We start from the raw sequence: 22,147 nt of genomic DNA on the forward strand, positions 1-22,147 counted from the left end.
AACCTTAAATGGTTGCTATATTGGGTGTATTCTCTTAACTTGACGCGTATGGTAAAATAAACTGTGTCAAACCGAAAAGTAAAATATTAGAATTAATATAAAAGGGCTAGTATACCTTGATGGATACGGTTGTAATACCAATTTTCCTTCGGTCGCACACGCCCGTAATAGCCCTATTCCTATAGTGAGTAGGGTTATCTTTCCCTCTTATTTCTTTATATATCACATTTTCAACTTACAATTTTTCCACGGTTGGCTCATTTTTGTCAGTCTACATTCAATAATATTTTCCTCACAAACTCTACAAATATATACTTAAAAGCATACACCTTTCGTTACACAACCCTACAGCATTGCTTATCTAGTTACGGGATGAGAATTACGTATGAATAAAAGTTAATATAGTAATAAAAATATTGACGTATTAATAATATTATTATATTCTTAATATAATTAAATAATTAAGAAAAGTTATGAATATTGTATTTTATTGTGAAGAGTTTAATGACTGTGATTTAGACAATGGTAAAACTCCTTTAAGGAAAAAGTTCAATGAAATAATTAAAGATTTAAAGGAAAACAACAGTACAAGCCAAGGAAATATAAAGTTAATAAAAGGTTGTGGGAATATTGAATATTTTCGAGCTAAATTAAGTGATAGTGACAGATTACTATTTACGAGGAGAAAGCATAATGACAAAGATGCTTTTGTTATTTTAGAAGTAATTCTGAATCATGATTATCATAAGTCTAAATTTTTAACAAATAGAGAAAAAATAAGAAACATAAAAATAATAGATGAAAAAGTTCCTGATACAGTAGAGATTGAAGATGCTCCACAAATTCGTTGGTTAGGTAATTTTATTACTTTTAGTGCAAAGCAGGAAGATATAGTTGAAAGAGTTGAAAAGTTTGAATTACCTTTAGTTATTAGTGGACCTGCTGGCAGTGGAAAGACATCAGTGGCTTTGGAGAGCCTAAAAAGGATAAAAGAGAAGTTTGAGGGAGGAAAAATTCTATATATTACCAAATCCGAAAATCTTATAAAAGAATCAAAAAAAATATTTGAATGTGAAAATTACAATCAGACTACTGATGAACTAAGGACTCATACTCCAGAAGAAATTGATTTCTTATCTCTTCATGAATTTTTAAAAAAGATAATAAAAGTAGAAGGAAAGAAACCAATCAATAGAAGTAAGTTTTTTTCATGGTTCAAGGAAATATGCAAGAAAGATAAATTTAAAGGGTATAAAAAAGACGGAGATAAAATATTCGAAGAATTTACAGCTGTGATAGGTGGAGGAAGTTTATTAGGAGAAGATGGAAAAGATAGATATGCTAAATTAGGAAATAGACAATCTATATTTCCTATAGATAAAAGGAACAGTGTTTATGATTTTTTTGAAGAATATAGGAAATTTATAGAAGGAGATCAAAAGTATTATGATCCTAATCTTGTTGCTTATGAGTGCATTGCAGAAGAAATGTATAATGCGATTGTTGTAGATGAAGTTCAAGATTTAACTGAAAGTACACTGAGTTTAATCTTGAAAAGTTTAAAAGATGAAAGAAAGGGTAATTTTTTATTATGTGGTGATGTTGATCAAGTAATACATCCTAGTTTTTTCTCTTTATCTAAGTTAAAATCTTTTCTCTATCAAAATAAATGTATAAGGGACCAAGGGTCAGAAGTTTTTTATACCCTTGAGAAAAATTATCGTAATAGCGAGCAAGCTATTGAACTTGCCAATCGTATACTACATCTTAAAAATTATTGTTTTGCTTCGGAAGATAAAATGATAGTAGATAACGCTTTTTTCATGAAGAGTGATACTAAGAACAAAGGGAACGTTGGCTTTGTTACTGATGATAAAAAAGAAGAAATAGCAAAAAAAGTAAATGAATCTATGAATTGTGCTGTTTTAGCTCTGGATGATGAAAGTAAAGAAAGTGCACGTCAGTTATTTGATACTCCACTTGTGTTTAATATACATGAAGCCAAAGGCTTGGAGTTTGAAAATGTGATTCTTTACAAGTTTACATCGTGTAAAGCTTATAATGAAATATGGAATATAGTATGTCCGGATAAAAGTGAGGGTGAAATAGATAATACTATTAATAGGATTCGTGATTCATATAACAAAAAGGATGTTAATACTTCAAGAAATAAGGATAAGGAAGATAAGTCCTTGGAGAAATATAAATTTTATATGAACGCTCTGTATGTTGGAGTTACTCGTGCTGTTAGTAATATCTATATTGTAGATGATAAAAGTAATTTATTGAAAATAGTAGAACCAGGGGAAGAAGGTAATGTGAATATTAAGAAAGAAGAATCCAGTTCTGAAAAATGGAGAGATATGGCACTGGAGTTAATAGAGAAAGGAAACATAGAGCAAGCTAAAGATATAGCAGAAAAATTGTCACGTAAAGGGGAAAAAGAATATGCTAAAGAGGTTATGAATTCATTGAAAGCTAAAGGATGTCATAAACAGGATCAGAACTCAGATAAGAGCAAGCATACAAATTCAGTGTTAGAGAGTTCTAAATCTTCCTCACAAAGCTCAGAACATGAAGGAAAAGAAGATGATATTAGCAAATCTCAGAATAAAAAGAGTAAACATAATCAAAACAAAAAGAAGAAAGCTAAGAAATGTAATAAAGTTCAAGAGGTGAAGCCACAGCTTTCTTTAAATGAGAAGGATAGTACTAATAAGAGTACAAACCCTCAGAATGAAGAGCATAAACAGGATCTAAATGACAAAAAGGAATCAAAAAGATTAGAGAAAAATAAAAAGGAATTATTTTTAGCTTTAAAAAATGGTAATTTGCAAAAGGCTAAACGGTTAATTAAGCAAGGAGTTAATGTTAATGATAGTAATGAGGAAGGTAGTACTCCTTTACATTTGGCAGCAGAAAATGGTTACTTTGATATAGTTAAACTTTTTCTAGAGAATGGAGCTAAGGTTGATGATAGGGATATTTTGAATCGTACTCCTTTACATTTGGCAGCAGAAAATGGTTACTTTGATATAGTTAAACTTTTTCTAGAGAATGGAGCTAAGGTTGATGATAGGGATATTTTGAATTGTACTCCTTTACATTTGGCAGCAAAAAATGGTTACTTTGATATAGCTCAACTTCTTTTGCAGTATAAAGCTGAAGTTAATACCAAAGATACTTCAAGTCATACTCCTTTATATTTGGCAGCACAGAATGGTCACTATGAAGTAGTTAAACTTCTCCTAGATAATGGTGCGGATGTCAATGCTAAGAATAAGAAAGGTGTTACTTGTTTACATTTTGCAGCACAGAATGGTCACTATGAAATAGTTAAACTTCTTCTAGAGAATGGAGCTAAGGTTGATGATAGGGATATTTTGAATTGTACTCCTTTACGTATGGCAGCAAAAAATGGTTACTTTGATATAGTTAAACTTTTTCTAGAGAATGGAGCTAAGGTTGATGATAGGGATATTTTGAATTGTACTCCTTTACGTGTGGCAGCACAGAATGGTCACTATGAAGTAGTTAAACTTCTCCTAGATAATGGTGCGGATGTCAATGCTAAGAATAAGAAAGGTGTTACTTGTTTACATTTTGCAGCACAGAATGGTCACTATGAAATAGTTAAACTTCTTCTAGAGAATGGAGCTAAGGTTGATGCTAGGGATATTTTGAATTGTACTCCTTTACGTATGGCAGCAAAAAATGGTTACTTTGATATAGCTCAACTTCTTCTGGAGCATGGAGCTGATGTTAATGCTAGTAATAAGGAAGGTAGTACTCCTTTACATTTGGCAGCAGAGAATGGTTATAAGAATGTAGTTGAAATTCTTCTGAGGAATAAAGCTAATATTGATGCTAGGAATAATTTTAATTGTACTCCTTTGTTGAACGCACTAAAAGAAGGCCATTCCGAGATAGTTGACCTTCTGCTTGCTAACCCAAATATTAATGTTGGTTATTCAAAAGCTTCGTCTGCTAAAAAGAAAGAAGACAAAGAAAGATTTCTCCAAAAATTATCTCAAGATAATGAGTTGTTTAATCTGATAAAACAAGCAGCAGAAATAGATGAAAATAAGGTAGATGAATTACTCAAAAAGATAGAGAAATTACTGGAATCAAAAAACAAACATAGTTTCAAACCAAGCTTAAACTACTCTCCAGATGGTAATGATGAAAATACGACTATTAAAATTGCTATTAAAGCTAGTGGAAAGGTATTGCAGCTCTTATATGATTATGCGGAGAAGAATATAGGTACAGACACTGAAATATTTAAAAAATTAAAACATGCTAAAGAAAACTCTCAGTCTAAGAGAGATCTTTGTAATGTTTCTGTCTCTAATCATTCTACTTTAACTCAAAGCCCCTCATTTGATGAGAGAGGATTTAGTGCCAAAGTATAATAAAATATGAGAAAAAATGCCATCAAAGAAAAAGTCTGTGTGCCAGAACAATAGAGATAATTCACAGTAGTATTAAGTTAATAAAACTATAGAGTTACTTTAAAAAAAATTGAAACTAGAGATTGGCAGGCTTTCAAAACAAAGCATTATCTTTAATCATCTTATTAAGTTATTGATTTTTCATATATAAAAAAATATTGCAAATATTATGTTTTATCTTCATTAAGTATCTCAAAAGGTTGATCCTCATTTAGGAGTACAAATGATTTTCGGTAATAATAATTTATTAATTAATGCTTCAAGTATAGGTGACCTTAGTAAAGTTAAAGAACTTCTTGGAAATTGAGCTAATATTTATGCTAGAGACGAGAGAAGCAATACTGCTCTGCATGTGGCTGCTATGAATGGTCATTTAAATGTAGTAAAAGAGCTTTTAAGCAGAGGGGCTGTGATTTATACTGAAAATAAAGATTATTTCACACCTTTTGAATTAGCAAACAACGAAGGTAAGTTGGAAGTAGTAAATTTTCTTTTAAATCGCCAAGACAATTATGGCAAGCGTTACTGCATTATGCTATTAATAATAGAAACCAAAAATTGATAGATCTTTTATTAGGGAAAAGGGCTGATGTTAATGTTAAAGACAAAAAAGGGGATACTCCCCTGCATGTTGCTGTAATGACTAGTAATTTGTTTACTGATGAAATGTCTGATTTTTTGGATATGGTAAGAAAGCTTTTAGATAAAGGGGCTAAGATTTATACTAGAAATAAAGGTAGTTTCACACCTTTAGGATTAGTAAAAAGAGGAAGTGACTTGGAGATGTTTTTTTTAATTACCAAGACAATTCTGGTAGTACGTTACTGCATCATGCTGCTTTTGATAATGACCCAAAATTGATAAAATTTTTATTAAATGAATTAAAGTTTAATATTAATATTATAAACGAAGAAGGCAATACTCCTCTGCATGTTGCTGCGAGGTATGGTCGGTTAGATGCAGTAAAAGGGCTTTTAAGCAGAAGGGCTAATATTGATGCTAGAAACAATGTAAACAATACTCCTCTGCATATTGCTGCAAGGTATGGTCAGTTAGATGTAGTAAAAGAGCTTTTAGACAAAAAGGCTAAGATTTATACTGGAAACAAAGCAGGCAATGCTCCTCTGCATGTTGCTGCAAGGTATGGTCAGTTAGATGTAGTAAAAGAGCTTTTAGACAAAAAGGTTAAGATCAATACTGAAAACGGTATAGGCAGTACTCCTCTGCATGTTGCTGCAAGGTATGGTCAGTTAGATGTAGTAAAAGAGCTTTTAACCAGAAGGGCTAATATTGATGATGAAAACAAAAAAGGCAATACTCCTCTGTATGTAGCTGATATTAATGCTAAAAATAATAATAATTCTACTGCTCTGCATGTTGCTGCAAGATATGGTCATTTAAATATAGTAAGAGAGCTTCTAGACAAAAAGGCTAAGATTTATGCTAAAAACACTGTAGGCAATACTCCTCTGCATGTTGCTGCAAGATATGGTCATTTGAATATAGTAAGAGAGTTTTTAAAAAGAGGGGCTAAGACTAATGCTGAAAACAAAAAAAGCGATACTCCTCTGCATGTCGCTGCAAGGCATGATTATTTAGATGTAATAAAAGAGCTTTTAAACAAATGGGCTAAGATCAATGCTAAAAACAGTATAGGCGATACTCCTCTGCATGTTGCTGCAAGACATGGTCATTTAAATATAGTAAGAGAGCTTTTAAAAAGAGGGGCTAATATGTATGCTGAAAACAATGATGATCTTGTACCTTTTGAATTAGTAAACAACGCGGAGGTAGTAAATTTTTTTTTAGATCTCAAAAGCGATCGTGTGCTGCAGCAACAAGCAGAATAATGTTTGTGAGAAGCTTTATTGAAGATGAAGGAAGGTCCTTCGAAATCGGTTTTCAGGAGCAGGTTTCAAACCACCTTAAGTGGCTCTATTTAAGAGATAGGGTCATAAGCGTTAAGGAAAAATCAGCGTAAGAGCTGGAAGGTGAGGATCAGAAAGGCGAACGTAAGTGAACCACTGATGAACGTGTCGAAATGGGAAGTGAACATCGAAAGGGGGAGTGAGTCGTCACTGCCATTAAGTTAAGGGAAAGAGAAGTTAAGATTGGACAAAAAATTTGAAGCGATTGATAATTATGGTAAATACTAGGGTGAATTTTTAAGAAAAGGGAGTCTGAAAAGTGCAAGTTATTTAAAAAAGTAATAATTGCAGGTTATTTTGCAAAGAATGTACTAATGCAATGATACTGAAAAGATATCTTGAATTTAAAACACATGTTTTCTAGCTCTTTTCTGGTAGTTGAGTGAACGAATATCAGATATCTTATGACGATCAACTCTTCTCCCTTTTCTTACCACTAAAGTGTTCATCAAAAATAACTGTGATAGTCGATCCATAATGCAGTCTATGTCTGACTCTGTAGAAAAAATATCAAAGGCTAAGTTTTTAATCGCATTAAATGAGACAGATTTATTGATGCTTTTTTTTAGTTTACTATTCTGTGCGCTCAATGTCTCTTCATCATCTTCTATCATGATACTTTCTAGATTACTGATGAAGATAGTTGACCAAAAATCCTGCTTGATAGTTTCAATACTTTTTCCTGTGAAATTCTCTAAATTTAATCTTCCCTTCAGCCTAAAAAAAAATGTTTCTACTCCCCAGCGCAAGTAATATAATCTCTCAAACTCTTCGACTGTAAAACTTTGCTCATCTAACAGAGATGTTACTAACACTTCAACTTCTCCAGAAGAAAGTATTATTTTGACTAACCTGAATTTCATCTCATCAGGTAATCCTAGCTTTCGTAGCTGTCTTGCTACTTTAATAGGTGCGGTAGACACTACCACCATACTAGATGGGCTTTCCGGCTTAAACATAGCGTTTATTTCATTGAAAGACGAACTTGGACAGCGAATTATATAATTGATTTTCCTTCCTGTAAGCTCAGCAAGAAATCGATAAGATACGTATCCTCTATCACAGATTAACAAATCGTCTGATTTTATGGATTCAAGCATACCGATCGCTAAATCAACCTCATAGCTGTCACCTCTACTTAGCTGTAATAGTTTAGATTTGATCTGACAGGTTAATAAAGTAAGATAAAAATACAAACAAATTTTAAAGGAGTGTCAGATATGAGTACAACACAAGAAAAAATACTAAAACCAAAGTTAGGATTGCTAGAACTTGCAAAGCAATTAGGAAATGTATCACAGGCGTATGGGATATTCAAGGGATACATTTTACCGCTTCAAAGAACTGTATGAAACAGGAGGAGAAGAGGCTTTACACGAGATAAGCAAAAGCAAGCCATTGTATGCAAATAGAGTGTCGGAGGATATAGAAAAAGCAGTAGTTGAAATAGCAATAGAGTTTCCAGTATACGGACAAGAAAGAGCAGCAAACGAACTGAAAAAGAGAGATCTCTGCAAGTGGAATAAGATCAGTGTGGCAAAGAAACGATCTTGAAAACTTTAAAAAGAGGTTAAAGGCATTAGAAGCAAAAGTAGCTCAGGATGGTATCATTTTAACAGAAGAACAGATAACAGCTCTAGAAAAGGCTAAGGAAGAAAAAGAGGCCCATGGAGAAATTGAAACAGAGCATCCAGGATACTTAGGTAGCCAAGACAGTTATTATGTTGGTAATATCAAAGGTATTGGACGAATTTACCAGCAAACCTTTGTTGATACCTATTCCAGAGTTGCTTTTGCTAAGCTTTACACAGAAAGGACTGCTATCACAGCTGCAGATCTTCTTAATGATAGGGTAGTACCGTTCTTTGATGAACAGATTGCTACGTGTTTTGACGGATCGTGGTACAGAGTATTGTGGCAAACCTGAAAATCACAGCTATATTTAGGGGTAGAAAATATTGATCATTCTCGAACCAACTCCACAGACTAATGGCATATGTGAAAGGTTCCACAGAAGATGAATGTTACAATATTATCTTTAGAAAGAAAATTTACACCTCTTTGGCAGAACTTCAGTTAGACGTAGACCATTGGGTGCATTCTTACAATAGATCTAGACCACATTCAGGTAAATATTGCTATGGCTATGCAAACCTTTTTTGATAGTATGCATATTGCTTATCAGAAAAATATTGATAGCATTAAACAGGATGCTGATATCGGTTTTCAATTCTTCTGTCAGATAATTCATGCCTGTCAGATCAAGTCTAAACTATTACACATTAAGTTAAGGGAAAGTGATGGACTGTATTGTAAAATCAGGTAAGATCCACAAATTAAAAGAAGTAATGACATGAGTAAAAAAAAGAATAATCATGTTTATAAAAAATAAATTGATGAGTTTAAACTTTATAAACGCACACAGAGCATCCTCAAAAGACTTCTCACGAAAAAGAAAGCTGCCCTTCATTAATGTATTTCTCCTGATTTTTAGAAAGAGTGTAAAGTCATTACAAGTAATGCTTAATGAGTTTGTTCTGCATACAAGAAAAGATTACACAATTACGGCAAGTGCATTTACTCAAGCAAGAAAGAAGCTAAAGCATACTGCGTTTTCAGAGTTAAATGATGATATAGTTTCCCTATACTACCAAGATCAGGAATTTAAAACCCACCATGGCTTCAGAGTACTTGCATTTGATGCTTCAATACTGATTCTGCCAAAGAGCGACAAAATAATAGGCGAGTTTGGCTCAAGAGCAGTATGGAATGGAATCCAGAGATTTGAAGACTATACAAGTGCAACCTTTGAAGTTTGCTACGATGTGCTAAATAATATTGCAATAAAATCTGTGCTAAGTAGAGGTGACAGCTATGAGGTTGATTTAGCGATCGGTATGCTTGAATCCATAAAATCAGACGATTTGTTAATCTGTGATAGAGGATACGTATCTTATCGATTTCTTGCTGAGCTTACAGGAAGGAAAATCAATTATATAATTCGCTGTCCAAGTTCGTCTTTCAATGAAATAAACGCTATGTTTAAGCCGGAAAGCCCATCTAGTATGGTGGTAGTGTCTACCGCACCTATTAAAGTAGCAAGACAGCTACGAAAGCTAGGATTACCTGATGAGATGAAATTCAGGTTAGTCAAAATAATACTTTCTTCTGGAGAAGTTGAAGTGTTAGTAACATCTCTGTTAGATGAGCAAAGTTTTACAGTCGAAGAGTTTGAGAGATTATATTACTTGCGCTGGGGAGTAGAAACATTTTTTTCTAGGCTGAAGGGAAGATTAAATTTAGAGAATTTCACAGGAAAAAGTATTGAAACTATCAAGCAGGATTTTTGGTCAACTATCTTCATCAGTAATCTAGAAAGTATCATGATAGAAGATGATGAAGAGACATTGAGCGCACAGAATAGTAAACTAAAAAAAAGCATCAATAAATCTGTCTCATTTAATGCGATTAAAAACTTAGCCTTTGATATTTTTTCTACAGAGTCAGACATAGACTGCATTATGGATCGACTATCACAGTTATTTTTGATGAACACTTTAGTGGTAAGAAAAGGGAGAAGAGTTGATCGTCATAAGATATCTGATATTCGTTCACTCAACTACCAGAAAAGAGCTAGAAAACATGTGTTTTAAATTCAAGATATCTTTTCAGTATCATTGCATTAGTACATTCTTTGCAAAATAACCTGCAATTATTACTTTTTTAAATAACTTGCACTTTTCAGACTCCCTTTTCTTAAAAATTCACCCTAGTATTTACCATAATTATCAATCACTTCAAATTTTTTGTCCAATCTTAACTTCTCTTTCCCTTAACTTAATGGCAGTGGTATTGGATCCCCTTGTTTCAAGTACTTGAATCATATGGATTTGAAGTAAAATTAGTAAACGCAAAATATGTTAAGAATGTGCCTGGAAGAAAATCTGATGATTGCCAGTGGTTACAACAACTGCATAGCTATGGACTGCATTTAGACCAGATAATCAAATTTGTGTATTACGCAGCTACGCTAGACAACGAGATAACCTAATAAAAAGTGCAGCAGCACACATTCAACGTATGCAAAAAGCGTTAATTCAAATGAGCATTCAATTGCATAAGGTGATAAGCGATATAACAGGAGTTACTGGCATGCAAATTATTAAAGCAATACTTGAGGGTGAAAGAAATCCAGAAAAATTAGCTGAATTAAGAGATGGACGAATAAAAAATGATAAATCTACCATTGCAAAAGCATTAACTATAGAGAGGAACACCTGTTTACACTAAAACAAGAGTTTGAGCTATACAATATTTATCAGGAAAAAATAGCAGAATGTGATAGAAGTATTGAAGGATATTATAAAACATTTGAGACAAAGTCAGGTGGGAACAAGCTATGTAATAAAATAAAGCGTAAGTCTACAAAACATAGGCCAAATTTTGCTATACACGAAGAACTGCATAGAATTACAGGTAGGGAAAAGTTCCAGGACTTGATGTAGTAACCATACAAACAATAATTTCAGAAACTGGCATAAACCCTAATAGATGGCGGACAGAAAAACACTTTTCATCGTGGTTAGCCCTGCCAATAAAATTACAGGAGAAAAAGTGTTTAGCACAAGAACGCGTAAAGTCATTAATCGTGCTGCAAATGCATTTCGAATAGCTGCTCACTGTGTATCAAGAAGCAACAGCGGAATAGGTGCGTACTGTAGAAGAATAAAGAGACGACTAGGTGCACCAAAAGCAATCACGGCTACCGCAAGAAAACTAGCATGCATTTTTTATAGTATGCTAAAGTATGGGTAAGAATATGTTGAAAAAGGAATGAACTATTATGAAACACGTTACAAAGAGAGAGTTAAAAAAAACTTGATCAAAAAAGCACAGGAATTTGGCTACATCTTAGTTCAAAAAGATGAACTGGTTGAGGGAGTTTCTTAGAAGGCTTACTTTTCGTTTTAAATGGTAACGTATGGGGTTATATATGATCAACAACTTTCTTGGAATTGATGTATCAAAAGATCGCTTTGATGTTTTTCTTTCATTCATAAGTAAAAAAGAAAAGCGTGAAACTAGGAAAAGGAGCTTTAAGAACGATGATCTTGGGTTTCAAGGTCTGCTGAGTTTTCTACAAAAGCATAATGTGGAAGAAGTAAAGGCATGCATGTGGTTGTTATAGCGAAGCTTTGGCTGAATTTCTGCACAATGCTGGACATTTTGTTAGTGTTGTAAATCCTTATTGTATTAAATCTTATACAAGGAGTAAGCTCGTAAGACAAAAGAATGATCAGACTGATGCAGAAATTATTGCTGATTATTGCCAAAGACAGGAACCAACTCGTTGGACACCACCTTCTTCTGAAATGAAAAAATTAAAACATCTTTATCGTTGCTCAGTTGCGTTAAAAGAATTAGTAAATAACCACCTAGAAAAAAAAGAGAGACTGCCTAAAGAAGTTGCAAATGCTTGGGAGGATCTTGCAACGAATATAGTTAAAAAAATAGAAATAATAAAAAACTCCATACGCAAACTATTAAAGCAGCACAAAGAATTGTTGGAAAATTTTCAGCTTCTATTGACTATTCCAGGAATAGGAGAGGAATCAGCAATAGCTATTTTAGCTGAAATCCCTGACATAAAAGCTTTTAGAGATGCCAGGCAATTGGCAGCATATACAGGAGTTATACCGAAAAATATAACATCAGGTTCATCTGTACATTCTAAACCAAGATTAAGTAAATCAGGTTACAAACATTACGTAAGGCCCTTTTCTTTCCTGCCATAGTAGCCAAGAATCACAATCCTATCATTGTGAGTTTTTGCCAAAGACTAAAGAAGAAGGGTAAGCATAATATGGCAATTGTGGGAGCGTAAGCTACTCCATATCATTTTCGGTATCCTGACATCCAAAAGTGCTTTTGATCCAAATCATATCAAGAATTACAGAACTAGGATGTTGACTGTAGTTTAAAATCAAAAAATGCTTCCAATCCATTCAACATATTCACTAACTGTAATCTGTGTACTGTTACACAATCAGAAGTATTTTTTGATTTTATGATACAGCTTGAGTAATTTTTTTGTTGACTAGCAAGACGGTTGTAAGTTGGAAATATGATATAAAAGAAGCAAGAAGGAAGGTAGCTCTATAAAAAAATATAGTTATCAAAGGCTTGAGCGACCGTAAGACGGTAGTATTACACATACGTAGATATCAAGGTACTCAAGCCTATCCTTCGAGACGTTTGAATAGTTGTTTGGGACATACATATGCACCTGTTTACAATCTTAAATTTTAACTTAAACTCTCGAGGTTCTTTATGGTTATATCTTATCAAAATTTTATTGGCATTGATATCGGAAAACTTGAATTTGTCATTGCAGTGAATGAACAAAAAAGTGTTATCAAGTTTGACAATAGTTGTTCTGGCTGGAAACAATTTTACCAAAAATTTTCAAATATCTTACCCAATTCCATGATAATTTTAGAAGCTACAGGAGGCTATGAGCTTGGCTTATTGTATTTTCTTATTGACAGAAACATTGCTGTGCATCGTGCTAATACTCGTCAAGTTAAAAACTTCATTCTATCTCATGGAACTTTGGCAAAGACTGACAATCTGGATGCAAAAGCGCTTGCCCAATATGGTGTTGAGCGTTGTGGACGTCTGCAGCTATTTACACCTATCTCAAAAGAACAAACCACCTTATTTACACTTTGTCAGCGTCGTGATGATATTACAAAAATGCTTGTTCAAGAAAAAAATAGGCTTAAAACTCCTGGAAATGATTACATTAAGGAAAGTTGTCAACAAACTATTGAATTCCTCAATAATCAGGTAGAAAAGCTTGATCAAGCTATACAAAAAATAGTCAATGAAAACCCTGAACTGAACCGATACCAGAAGATTCTTGAAACAGTTCCTGGAATAGGTAGAAAAACCTCTCAATGTTTATTGTGCCTTATACCGGAACTTGGTTCCTTAAACAAAAGGCAAGTTGCAAGCCTTGCAGGTGTTGCACCTCATCCTAAGGAAAGTGGTAAAGCTATTGGTTACCGAAGGATTATAGGTGGAAGAAGTAACGTTCGTTCAAAGCTTTTCACAGCTGCTATGGCTGCTAGAAACTCCAAGTCAGAACTTGCTGCTTTTTATTGTAAGCTTATTGATAGTGGTAAAAGAAAGATGGTAGCACTCACTGCACTTATGCGTAAAATTATAGTCATCGCCAATGCCAGACTTAAAGAAGCAATTAATTTGCATGTTTAGAAATTTACATGGCAATAATTAAAATTAGTTAATGAATATGTGCGTCCACACACACACTAAACGCACATATTCATTGGCTTAAGCAAGGTAGTAGCTGTTTGATATAAAATTCTATTCTTATACGACAAAACGGGGTTTTATTGCCATATGAAGTTGCAAAATTACACAAATAAAAAATTTTTAAACATAGTTGATATCTTTCTTATTCCACTTTTCCTTAACTTGACGCCTATGCTCTTCAATAGAGGCCTAAAACTCGTCACTAAAGTGAAGAAAGGTATGAAAAACGCACTGATTTCGCTGAAAGAGAAGATTTTGCTAAGAAAAAGATCGATTGTTGAGACGGTTTTTGATTCCTTGAAAAACAAGTTTGAGATTGAGCATACAAGACACAGATCACCAATAAATTTCCTAATTCATGTTTTTCTGTCTTGATTTCCTATTTCATGCAGTCGAAAAAGCCCTCTATTTCTACTCCTTTCTTTGCTAGCTAATCCATAGTTGGGGTCTTAGGGTCGCAGCTGTACGGACATTATGATTTAAGCATATCAGATCTCAGTGCTCAGACACTAGCTGAGTTGGTGAATGTAAAAGTAGCTAATTTTTTGTGTTAAAATGCAGCGTTTTTGATGATGATGGAAAAATGAATCCCAGTGTTACGCACTGGAATGACATCATTTACTACGCAAATTGCCACAATGTTCGTACAGCCACGCACTTTATTTGCACATTAGCCAACTTTCCTGAACAGATACGAAATATGTTTTGTAAATGCTCGTTAATTGTTCTAATGCATGATACAAAACATCAGTCCGTATATCTCCATTTGAAGTTGTATATAATAGAATTTCGCTTTCTAATATCTTTTCAGTTGTTTTATACACAATTTCTCATTTGTATGAAATTTACTTTCTCGCTTCAAAATCTAACCCACCACAACTTTGATATGACGTTTCTTTCCTGCAGATAATTTGATAAATGGCTGACCTTTAAAGCTCTCAAAATTTATTACATGATCAATATTGTTTACAACATTATCATTAATCTTGCATCCATTGCCCTGTATTAAACGCTTTGCTGCACTTTTTGAAGGTTCAAAACCGGTGTCATGCAGCAGGTCTATCAAGGGTATGCCACTTGCAACTTGTTCTCTTGTGATAGTGTAACCAGAAAGCAATGAACTGTCTTCATTTTCAAAAGCAGAGATTGCAGCAGATCGTGCAAGTTCTGCTTCTTTGCAACCATGACATATTTTTGTCACTTCTGTTGCCAAGACCTTTTTTGCTTCATTTATTTCTTGATCCTTCAAGGACTCTAGTTTTTTAATTTCATCAATTGATAAATCGGTAAAAAGTCTCAAAAAACGACCAACATCTTGATCATCAACATTGCGAAAATATTGCCAATAATCGTAAGGCTTTAGCATACTGCCATCGAGCCATATAGCTCCACTTTCAGTTTTGCCCATTTTTTTTCCTTGTGCATTTAATAAAAGAGGCATGGTAAGACCAAACAGCTCAGGTAAATTCAACTTTTTGCCAAGTTCAATTCCGTTTACTATATTTCCCCATTGGTCTGACCCTCCGATCTGCAGACGACAATCATATTTTTTGTTTAATTCAGTAAAGTCGTAAGCTTGCAATAGCATGTAATTAAATTCCAGAAAGCTTAAGGTTTGCTCTTTATCCAGCCTAATTTTCACACTATCAAAACTTAGCATACGATTTACAGAAAAATAAGCTCCTATATCACGCAAAAAATCTATGTATTTTATGTTATCCAACCAATCTGCGTTATTTACTATCATTGCACCAGTCTTGCTGTCATTAAAAGACACCATTCTCTCTAATATTCCCCTTATACTGGATATATTTTGATTGATGTTCTCTACGGGCAAGATGCTTCTTGTTTTATCTTTGAAGGATGGGTCACCAATTTTTGTTGTACCACCTCCAAGTAGGACTATCGGCTTATAACCAAATTTTTGCAGGTGACGGAGCATCACAATCTGAATTAGGTGACCAGCATGAAGACTTGGTGCTGTGCAATCAAACCCAATGTATGCGACTATATAATTGCTTTGCAATAATAATTGATCTAGTCCTTCAATGTTTGTGCACTGATATAGATATCCTCTTTCTTGAATGAAGTTTAAAAATTCGGACTTGTGTTTCATTTGTACCTCAGCTTACACTGTTATTAATGTGAAGGCAGTTTTCACAGAGAAAGATGTCATCCCAGTGCTCAGACACTGGAAACTTAATTATAAACAAATACACTATAAAACGTTTTCGATATGAAAAACTGGATTCCAGCGTCACGCGCTGGAATGACACTACCATCTACATAGGAGTTGCCTTCAAAATTACCACATTTGAGCAATTGTATACCAGCTATCTGGATAATCAATTCCATAACTCTTCTATTTTATAATACTCCCTTACTTCTGGCCTGAATATGTGAACCATTATGCCTTGAAAATTCACAATTACCCAATTACCTTCATCCATACCTTCTACATCTATTTTATCATATTGCTTAAGATTTTCCATTACGTGCTCAGCTAACGCTTTCACATGGCGGCTCGAATCACCAGATGCAATGATCATATATTTTGCAATGACGGTTTTATTCTGCACATCAAAAGTAACTATATCGTGACCTTTGTTTTGATCTATTACATCTACAATCGTACTTTTTATTGACTCTGTATCACCAGTCATTATTCTAAACCATATAATTTATTTATGATTATACACTCAAAACTTCTGAATGTGAACTATTTTTGATATGCTTTTAGCATAACGTTTATAATACATATTCTTTTATTTGTAATGTATGATAGCTTTCTGATGATATGATCATTTACTTAATCAGGTAGTGGCAAACTTACGATTGTAAAAGAGATGTGTAATATTATTGATGGGGTGATAGTAGACAATAACCTGTTTAGTAATATTATATTTGATATGATTGACTTAAGAAACGCTGAGGTTACAAGTGAAATATGGGAAAAAATTTTTGTGATTAGCATCGAACAGGCAAAACCTGTCAAACCAAAAAGAAACTCCCTAATTTAAGTTTTTAGTAATTTGTTGGTATAATTGCGTAGGAAGCACTTCTGCAGTTATGACCGATATCCCAATGGTGTCACAGTGCCCGTTGGTTAGCATGGTTTTGAAGGTGACGGTTAAACCATTGATGGAGTCTATTCAGACTACCTCGTTTAGGAGAGTGCCTTAATTTTACCGTCTCAAGCTGAAGCGCTTCTTCAATGATAAATTATATACTAAAGGTATAAAATGGCAAAAGTAAAAAATAAGTTGGAAGTAATGAACCCTAATGCGGCAGGAATAGACATTGGCTCATCTGTACATTATGTATGTGTTCCAGAAGGAAGAGATGAGCAACATATCCAAAAGTTTGGTTGTTTTACAGTGGATCTGCATAACTTAGCAAAATGGTTGAAGAAGTGTGAAATTAAAACGGTAGCTATGGAATCAACGGGAGTATATTGGATTCCTTTATTTCAAATACTTGAATCATATGGATTTGAAGTAAAATTAGTAAACGCGCGGCATATTAAAAATGTACCTGGTAGAAAATCTGATGTTCAAGATTGCCAGTGGTTGCAACAGTTACATAGCTATGGACTGCTCCAAGGATCATTTAGACCAGATGATCAAATTTGCGTACTGCGTGGCTACGTCAGACAACGTAATAATCTAATCAGAAGCGCAAGTACACACACTCAACGCATGCAAAAGGCATTAATTCAGATGAACATTCAGTTACATAAGGCAATTAGTGATATTAACGGTGTAACAGGTATTAGGATTATTGAAGCGATAATTGAAGGTGAAAGAGATCCTGAAAAATTAGCTGAATTAAGGGATGGACGAATAAGAAATGATAAATCTACTATTGTAAAGGCATTAACCGATGACTACAGAGAGGAACACTTGTTTACACTTAAGCAAGAATATGAAGCATATACTTTTTTCCAGGAACAAATAAAGGAATGTGATAGAAGCGTTGAAAGCTACTATAAAACATTTGAAACAAAATCTGATGAGAGCAAATCAACAAGTAAAGCACAAGGCAAGCAAAAAAATGATCCAAACTTTAATTTGCATGAAGAATTATACCGGGTTATCGGGATAGATTTTACTAGATCCAGGATTCAGTGTACTAAGTATACAGACCATAATCTCAGAGACTGGTATCAACCATAACAAATGGCCAACATTTTCGTCTTGGTTGGGGCTGAGTCCTGGTAATAAAATCACTGGAGAGAAAGTGTTTAGCACGAAAACTTGTAAAGTCGTAAATCGTGCTGCAAATGCCTTACGGCTTGCTGCACAATGTGTATCAAAAAGTAATACTGCTCTTGGTTCACAATGCAGAAAGTGGAAAAAACGACTGGGAGCTCCAAAAGCGATCACTGCTATGGCAAGGAAATTAGCATGTATCTTTTATAATATGCTAAAGTATGGACAAGAGTATGTCGAAAAAGGAATTGATTCTTACGAAAAACTTTATCAAAACAGGGTTATGAAAAATCTGAGTAAAAAAGCTTCTGAATTTGGCTATATCCTGGTAAAAAAAGATGAGTTAGTTCAAGGAGTTTCTTAGGAGAGAGAATATGTTAGCAATATTGGAAAAATACCATAAAGCATTATATATTTACAAATGAAAGGAAGTTGCAGAAAAAATTGTTGAAAGAATAAATGGTACATAAAGTAGTTGGAGCTTCTATGATAAATAATTTAGTAACAGAGAGTATTTGTGATTAGGCAAGAGAAAAAGTATCGCCCTTGTGTTGGCATAATGCTATTTAATAAACAGGGGAATGTTTTTATTGGAAAACGCTTTGACAGTGACTCTTATTGGCAGATGCCACAAGGGGGAATTGACGATGGTGAAGAGCTAAAGCAGGCAGCACTACGTGAGCTATTGGAGGAAGTTGGTACTGATAAAGTAGAAGTTGTGACTAAAAATAAAGAGTGGATACACTACAACTTACCTGAGGAAATTATACCAACATGCTGGAATGGGAGATATTCTGGCCAAAAGCAAAGGTGGTTCTTAATGAAATTTTATGGGGAGGATAAGGATATTAATATTAACTATACTGATCATCCAGAGTTCAAGGAGTGGCGTTGGCAAAATGTGGATGATTTGGTAGCCAGTGCCATACCGTTCAAAAAAGAAGTTTATAAAACAGTGATAGAAGAGTTTTCTTCTATCATAAAAGGATCTATTTATGATAGTTGATTCTCATTGTCATCTACTTTATTTTTCTGATGATGAAATACCGAAAGTAATTTCAAGGGCAGAACAAAATGGTGTGAGAATTTTGCATAACATATGCATAAGCGTTGATGATATTCCTAAGTTATTAAAGATCTCTTCATCCTATGATCAAATCTACTACTCTGTTGGTATACATCCGCTTGATGCTACTGTGGAAAAAGGTGAGTGTATACATGTTGATGAATTGATGGAGTTTACTAAGGATCAAAAGGTAATTAGTATCGGTGAAACTGGATTAGATTTTTATAAATCTGATAACAAAAGCAATCAAAAGAAAAGTTTTGCATCACACATAGAAGCGGCAAGAGTAACAGGATTACCTTTAGTTATTCACACTAGAAGTGCTGATAGTGAGATGATTGATATGTTAAATTCAGAGATGAAGAATGACGCTTTTAATGGAGTAATGCACTGCTTTGCTTCCTCTAAAGAGCTTGCTTATAAAGCTATGGATTTAGAATTGTACATCTCATTTTCTGGAATTATTACTTTTAAAAATGCGAGCTTACTCAGAGAAATTGCACAAAATGTACCACGTGAGCGTGTTTTAGTTGAAACTGATGCACCTTACCTGTCACCTGAGCCTTATAGAGGAAAAAAAAATGAACCGGCAATGGTAAAATATGTTGTGAGTTGTTTGGCAGAGCTGTGGAATGAGTCACCGGATGAAGTAGCAGAGGTAACCACTAATAACTTTTTTAGGCTATTTACAAAGCTGATCTATAAGAAAATTTCATAAACTCTCTTTTGCCGCTTGATTTTCGTTATAAATTAAGCTGATATTGAAGATTTTTTCAGCTTTTATAACTATAATCCATAAGCTTACACCTAAGATCGAAAAAAGCACAGAAAAATGAGTATTGCTAAAATTAAAATATTCAAAAAACCTAGTATATAGATTAATCATAAAAAAAATTACGCCGATGTTGCACATAACAGAATTATTATGCTTTATTCCATAATAAATTGCTCTAAGAACCTGTTTAAAATCTTTTGAGGAGTAAAGCAGTGAAAGCAAGAACGACCATTTGCAAGCTGGTGTTGAGTTTACGTTCGCAATTTTTCCACAATCGTCTGCACTTTTCCAACCAAGCAAAAGAGCGTTCAACAACCCATCTCTTTGGCAATACAACAAAAAAATGTAATTCACTTCGCTTTATTACCTCAACAGTTGCACCAATGGTAGCTTTTATTTGAGTTGCAAAATTTTCTCCTGTATAGCCGGCATCAACAAGTATATTTGTAACTGCCGAGAGGTTTTCTTTAGCGTTCTCGACCATTTTCACAGCACTGCTACGATCAGTTGCTTCTGCAGTTGTCAGATGAATTGCGTGTGGTAAACCTTGAGTATCAACTGCTATATGACGTTTTATACCAGAAATCTTTTTACCAGCATCATATCCTTTCTTTTCAGCGGTATCTGTGTTTTTAACACTTTGGGAATCAATTATACAGAAGCTTGTTTTCTCTTTTCGACCATTGTTCTCTCCAACTAATTTTTTTTAAGACCAGTTCGAGTAAACTTGGTTCTTCTCCATTTTTCTTGTTCCAGATTTGAAAATAGTAATATGTATTTTCCCATCTTGGTTGGCAGCATTCTCCACTGGCAGGAGCTTTTTAGGACGTATAACACTCCACAAAATACTTCATATAAATCAAGCTTTCTTGGTTTTATTTTCTTCCTGCTACTCTCCAGAATCGTCCTGATCTTTTCAAATTGTTCTCTACTTACATCGCTTGTTTTGCATAGATATACCTCATTTTTAATCTATGCCTATTCTACCTCATCTATCCGAGATTCTTAACATGTTCTAAGAAAACTCAACGAATCAGTATGATTGCAGCCTTAAGTGGAAGAAAGGTAGTTGTTCCGTTAACATTTGAAGGCCACTGTAATATGTTAATAAATGGTTTGAGCAGTTTTTGACACCGATCTGGACAAACTTTGATAATGCTACTTTTCATAAGTCTAATAAGATTTGCTAAAGGAGTTGGTGCAGAAATTTTATATCTACCGCCTTATTCTCCCGATTTTAACAAAATTGAGCATTGTTGGTTTGCTATAAAAAACAGAGCTAGGAAAAACATCCCTCTATATCACATCTTTTCGTCATGCTGTTGATTCTGCTTTTCTATAAGCTTTTCGGACTATTATGAAAAGAGCTCTAAGAGGTTGTCCACAAATCAAGAAATAAGTAGTATATAAAGGCAGAATATTGAGGTAAGAGATGAGGAAAAAATATCCAACAGATTTAAGTAAAAGGGAATGGTCCCGAATAGAAAAACACTTCAGGGTATCGTATAAGAAAGGAGGAAGGCCGCCAAAATACAGTAAGTGTGAGATACTGAATGCAATTCTTTATGTACTGCGCACAGGATGTCAATGGCGCAATTTACCACACGATTTTCCGTTGTGGAAGGCTGTGCATGAACAGTTTAGAAGATGGAAAAAGCAGAGGATTTTTGAGAAAGTGAACTATGATATCACTAAATATAGTAGGTCAAAAATGGGAAGAAGTGAGGAGCCAAGCGCATGCATAGTGGATAGTCAATCGGTAAAAATCACGGAAAAAGGGGGGTCAAAGGTTATGATGGTGCAAAAAAAGTAAATGGGAGAAAAAGACATATAATCACAGATACTCAAGGATTTGTGCTTGGTTGCTATGTAGGAGCTGCAAGCGAAAATGACAGAGATGGGGTGAAGATGGTATTGGACGATATGAAAGAAAAATACAGCAATATTAAGAAAATGTGGGCTGATATGGGGTACCAAGGAAAAGATTTAAAAACCCATATAGAGGAAGAACATGGGATAGATATTGAAATTGTGAAAAGACCTCCATGTAGGTTTTGGGTGCATAAAGATACACCACCAGAACTATTGCCACAACGGGATCCTGGATTTGCAGTACAACCGAGAAGGTGGGTGGTAGAGAGGACTTTTGCTTGGATCAATAGAAATAGAAGGCTATCAAAGGAGTACGATTTACTTACAACATCTACTGAAAGTTTCATATATCTGGCTATGAGTAAAGTTATGTTAAGTAGGGAATATGCTTGAATTTAATGGTTTGTGGACAACCTCTAAATTTAGTTACTGTAGATACGCATATTAAGTCAAAAGAAAAAATTAGCAAAGCGGTTGAAATTTAAATAACATATAGCTTTCGC

At 34.2% G+C, this 22,147-nt stretch carries 12 protein-coding genes and 8 pseudogenes; 16 read left to right on the forward strand and 4 right to left on the reverse strand.

Features of this window, described 5'->3' with window-relative positions:
- The first annotated feature begins 473 nt into the window (after positions 1 to 473).
- From ABLO99_RS03000 to ABLO99_RS03015, 4 genes are all read left to right on the forward strand, one after another.
- Positions 474 to 4,415: an ankyrin repeat domain-containing protein gene (locus tag ABLO99_RS03000; protein ID WP_349968214.1), complete on the forward strand. Its 3,942-nt coding sequence runs from the start codon at positions 474 to 476 to the stop codon at positions 4,413 to 4,415.
- A gap of 400 nt (positions 4,416 to 4,815) precedes the next feature.
- A complete protein-coding gene (locus ABLO99_RS03005) occupies positions 4,816 to 5,016 on the forward strand; it encodes a hypothetical protein (protein WP_349968215.1) in 201 nt (66 codons plus the stop codon).
- On the forward strand, positions 5,013 to 5,315 hold the full coding sequence (locus tag ABLO99_RS03010; RefSeq protein ID WP_349968216.1) for an ankyrin repeat domain-containing protein: 303 nt from the start codon (positions 5,013 to 5,015) through the stop codon (positions 5,313 to 5,315). Before ABLO99_RS03005 ends, ABLO99_RS03010 begins: the two co-directional genes overlap by 4 nt.
- The gene (locus ABLO99_RS03015) at positions 5,279 to 6,304 is read left to right on the forward strand and encodes an ankyrin repeat domain-containing protein (RefSeq protein ID WP_349968436.1); all 1,026 of its coding nucleotides are present in this window, start codon (positions 5,279 to 5,281) and stop codon (positions 6,302 to 6,304) included. Before ABLO99_RS03010 ends, ABLO99_RS03015 begins: the two co-directional genes overlap by 37 nt.
- 422 nt (positions 6,305 to 6,726) lie before the next feature.
- Here ABLO99_RS03015 and ABLO99_RS03020 read toward each other — a convergent pair.
- A pseudogene (locus tag ABLO99_RS03020) lies at positions 6,727 to 7,551 on the reverse strand (IS4-like element ISWpi18 family transposase); the annotation flags it as partial.
- A gap of 51 nt (positions 7,552 to 7,602) precedes the next feature.
- On the opposite strand from ABLO99_RS03020, the pseudogene ABLO99_RS03025 reads away from it, so the two are divergent.
- The 6 genes and pseudogenes from ABLO99_RS03025 to ABLO99_RS03050 form a co-directional block, all read left to right on the forward strand.
- A pseudogene (locus tag ABLO99_RS03025) lies at positions 7,603 to 8,708 on the forward strand (integrase core domain-containing protein).
- A gap of 49 nt (positions 8,709 to 8,757) precedes the next feature.
- Positions 8,758 to 10,035 (forward strand): IS4-like element ISWpi18 family transposase, encoded by a 1,278-nt coding sequence (locus ABLO99_RS03030; protein ID WP_349966866.1) that lies wholly within the window; start codon positions 8,758 to 8,760, stop codon positions 10,033 to 10,035.
- 197 nt (positions 10,036 to 10,232) lie between these two features.
- Positions 10,233 to 11,332: pseudogene (locus ABLO99_RS03035) on the forward strand (IS110 family transposase); the annotation flags it as partial.
- 43 nt (positions 11,333 to 11,375) lie between these two features.
- Positions 11,376 to 12,363 (forward strand): annotated as a pseudogene (locus ABLO99_RS03040) (IS110 family transposase).
- 349 nt (positions 12,364 to 12,712) lie between these two features.
- Positions 12,713 to 13,660 (forward strand): IS110 family transposase, encoded by a 948-nt coding sequence (locus ABLO99_RS03045; RefSeq protein ID WP_349967103.1) that lies wholly within the window; start codon positions 12,713 to 12,715, stop codon positions 13,658 to 13,660.
- A 234-nt stretch (positions 13,661 to 13,894) separates the two neighbouring features.
- Positions 13,895 to 14,154, forward strand: a pseudogene (locus tag ABLO99_RS03050) (transposase); the annotation flags it as partial.
- A 431-nt stretch (positions 14,155 to 14,585) separates the two neighbouring features.
- Here ABLO99_RS03050 and tyrS read toward each other — a convergent pair.
- Positions 14,586 to 15,836 carry a tyrosine--tRNA ligase gene (gene tyrS / locus ABLO99_RS03055; RefSeq protein ID WP_349968217.1) on the reverse strand — a complete coding sequence of 417 codons (1,251 nt, stop codon included), beginning with the start codon at positions 15,834 to 15,836 and terminating at the stop codon, positions 14,586 to 14,588.
- 229 nt (positions 15,837 to 16,065) lie between these two features.
- Complete coding sequence (rsfS, locus tag ABLO99_RS03060) at positions 16,066 to 16,383, reverse strand: ribosome silencing factor (protein ID WP_047758659.1); 318 nt, start codon at positions 16,381 to 16,383, stop codon at positions 16,066 to 16,068.
- Between the two features lie 183 nt (positions 16,384 to 16,566).
- Between rsfS and ABLO99_RS03065 the strand changes: the two genes are divergently transcribed.
- The 4 genes and pseudogenes from ABLO99_RS03065 to ABLO99_RS03080 all read left to right on the forward strand — a co-directional run bounded on the left by ABLO99_RS03065 (position 16,567) and on the right by ABLO99_RS03080 (position 19,715).
- Positions 16,567 to 16,740, forward strand: coding sequence for a hypothetical protein (locus ABLO99_RS03065; protein ID WP_349968218.1), 174 nt, complete (start codon positions 16,567 to 16,569; stop codon positions 16,738 to 16,740).
- 222 nt (positions 16,741 to 16,962) lie between these two features.
- A pseudogene (locus ABLO99_RS03070) lies at positions 16,963 to 18,295 on the forward strand (IS110 family transposase).
- Between the two features lie 153 nt (positions 18,296 to 18,448).
- Positions 18,449 to 18,937: an RNA pyrophosphohydrolase gene (locus tag ABLO99_RS03075; protein WP_047758660.1), complete on the forward strand. Its 489-nt coding sequence runs from the start codon at positions 18,449 to 18,451 to the stop codon at positions 18,935 to 18,937.
- Entirely contained in the window at positions 18,927 to 19,715 is a 789-nt protein-coding gene (locus ABLO99_RS03080; RefSeq protein ID WP_047758661.1) for a TatD family hydrolase, read from the forward strand. Before ABLO99_RS03075 ends, ABLO99_RS03080 begins: the two co-directional genes overlap by 11 nt.
- Before the next feature lie 244 nt (positions 19,716 to 19,959).
- Here the strand turns inward: ABLO99_RS03080 and ABLO99_RS03085 are convergent.
- A pseudogene (locus ABLO99_RS03085) lies at positions 19,960 to 20,744 on the reverse strand (IS5 family transposase).
- A 33-nt stretch (positions 20,745 to 20,777) separates the two neighbouring features.
- Between ABLO99_RS03085 and ABLO99_RS03090 the strand changes: the two are divergent.
- Both ABLO99_RS03090 and ABLO99_RS03095 read left to right on the forward strand, forming a co-directional pair.
- A pseudogene (locus tag ABLO99_RS03090) lies at positions 20,778 to 21,114 on the forward strand (transposase); the annotation flags it as partial.
- A 90-nt stretch (positions 21,115 to 21,204) separates the two neighbouring features.
- Positions 21,205 to 22,037, forward strand: a protein-coding gene (locus tag ABLO99_RS03095) for an IS5 family transposase (RefSeq protein WP_349967334.1) whose coding sequence is annotated in 2 segments (ribosomal slippage) — positions 21,205 to 21,571 and positions 21,571 to 22,037 — 834 coding nt in all. Because the reading frame shifts where the segments join, the coding sequence is not laid out codon by codon here.
- Positions 22,038 to 22,147 lie beyond the last annotated feature (110 nt).

It is taken from the genome of Wolbachia endosymbiont of Armadillidium arcangelii (assembly GCF_040207875.1).
Taxonomy (GTDB): domain Bacteria; phylum Pseudomonadota; class Alphaproteobacteria; order Rickettsiales; family Anaplasmataceae; genus Wolbachia.

Bases quoted from the DNA above. Each gene is read 5' to 3' on its own strand.
- ABLO99_RS03080 (WP_047758661.1), top strand. From the start codon at position 18,927: ATGATAGTTGATTCTCATTGTCATCTACTTTATTTTTCTGATGATGAA.
- ABLO99_RS03030 (WP_349966866.1), top strand. From the start codon at position 8,758: ATGTTTATAAAAAATAAATTGATGAGTTTAAACTTTATAAACGCACAC.
- ABLO99_RS03005 (WP_349968215.1), top strand. From the start codon at position 4,816: ATGAATGGTCATTTAAATGTAGTAAAAGAGCTTTTAAGCAGAGGGGCT.
- ABLO99_RS03000 (WP_349968214.1), top strand. From the start codon at position 474: ATGAATATTGTATTTTATTGTGAAGAGTTTAATGACTGTGATTTAGAC.
- rsfS (WP_047758659.1), bottom strand. From the start codon at position 16,383: ATGACTGGTGATACAGAGTCAATAAAAAGTACGATTGTAGATGTAATA.
- tyrS (WP_349968217.1), bottom strand. From the start codon at position 15,836: ATGAAACACAAGTCCGAATTTTTAAACTTCATTCAAGAAAGAGGATAT.
- ABLO99_RS03065 (WP_349968218.1), top strand. From the start codon at position 16,567: ATGTGTAATATTATTGATGGGGTGATAGTAGACAATAACCTGTTTAGT.
- ABLO99_RS03045 (WP_349967103.1), top strand. From the start codon at position 12,713: ATGGTTATATCTTATCAAAATTTTATTGGCATTGATATCGGAAAACTT.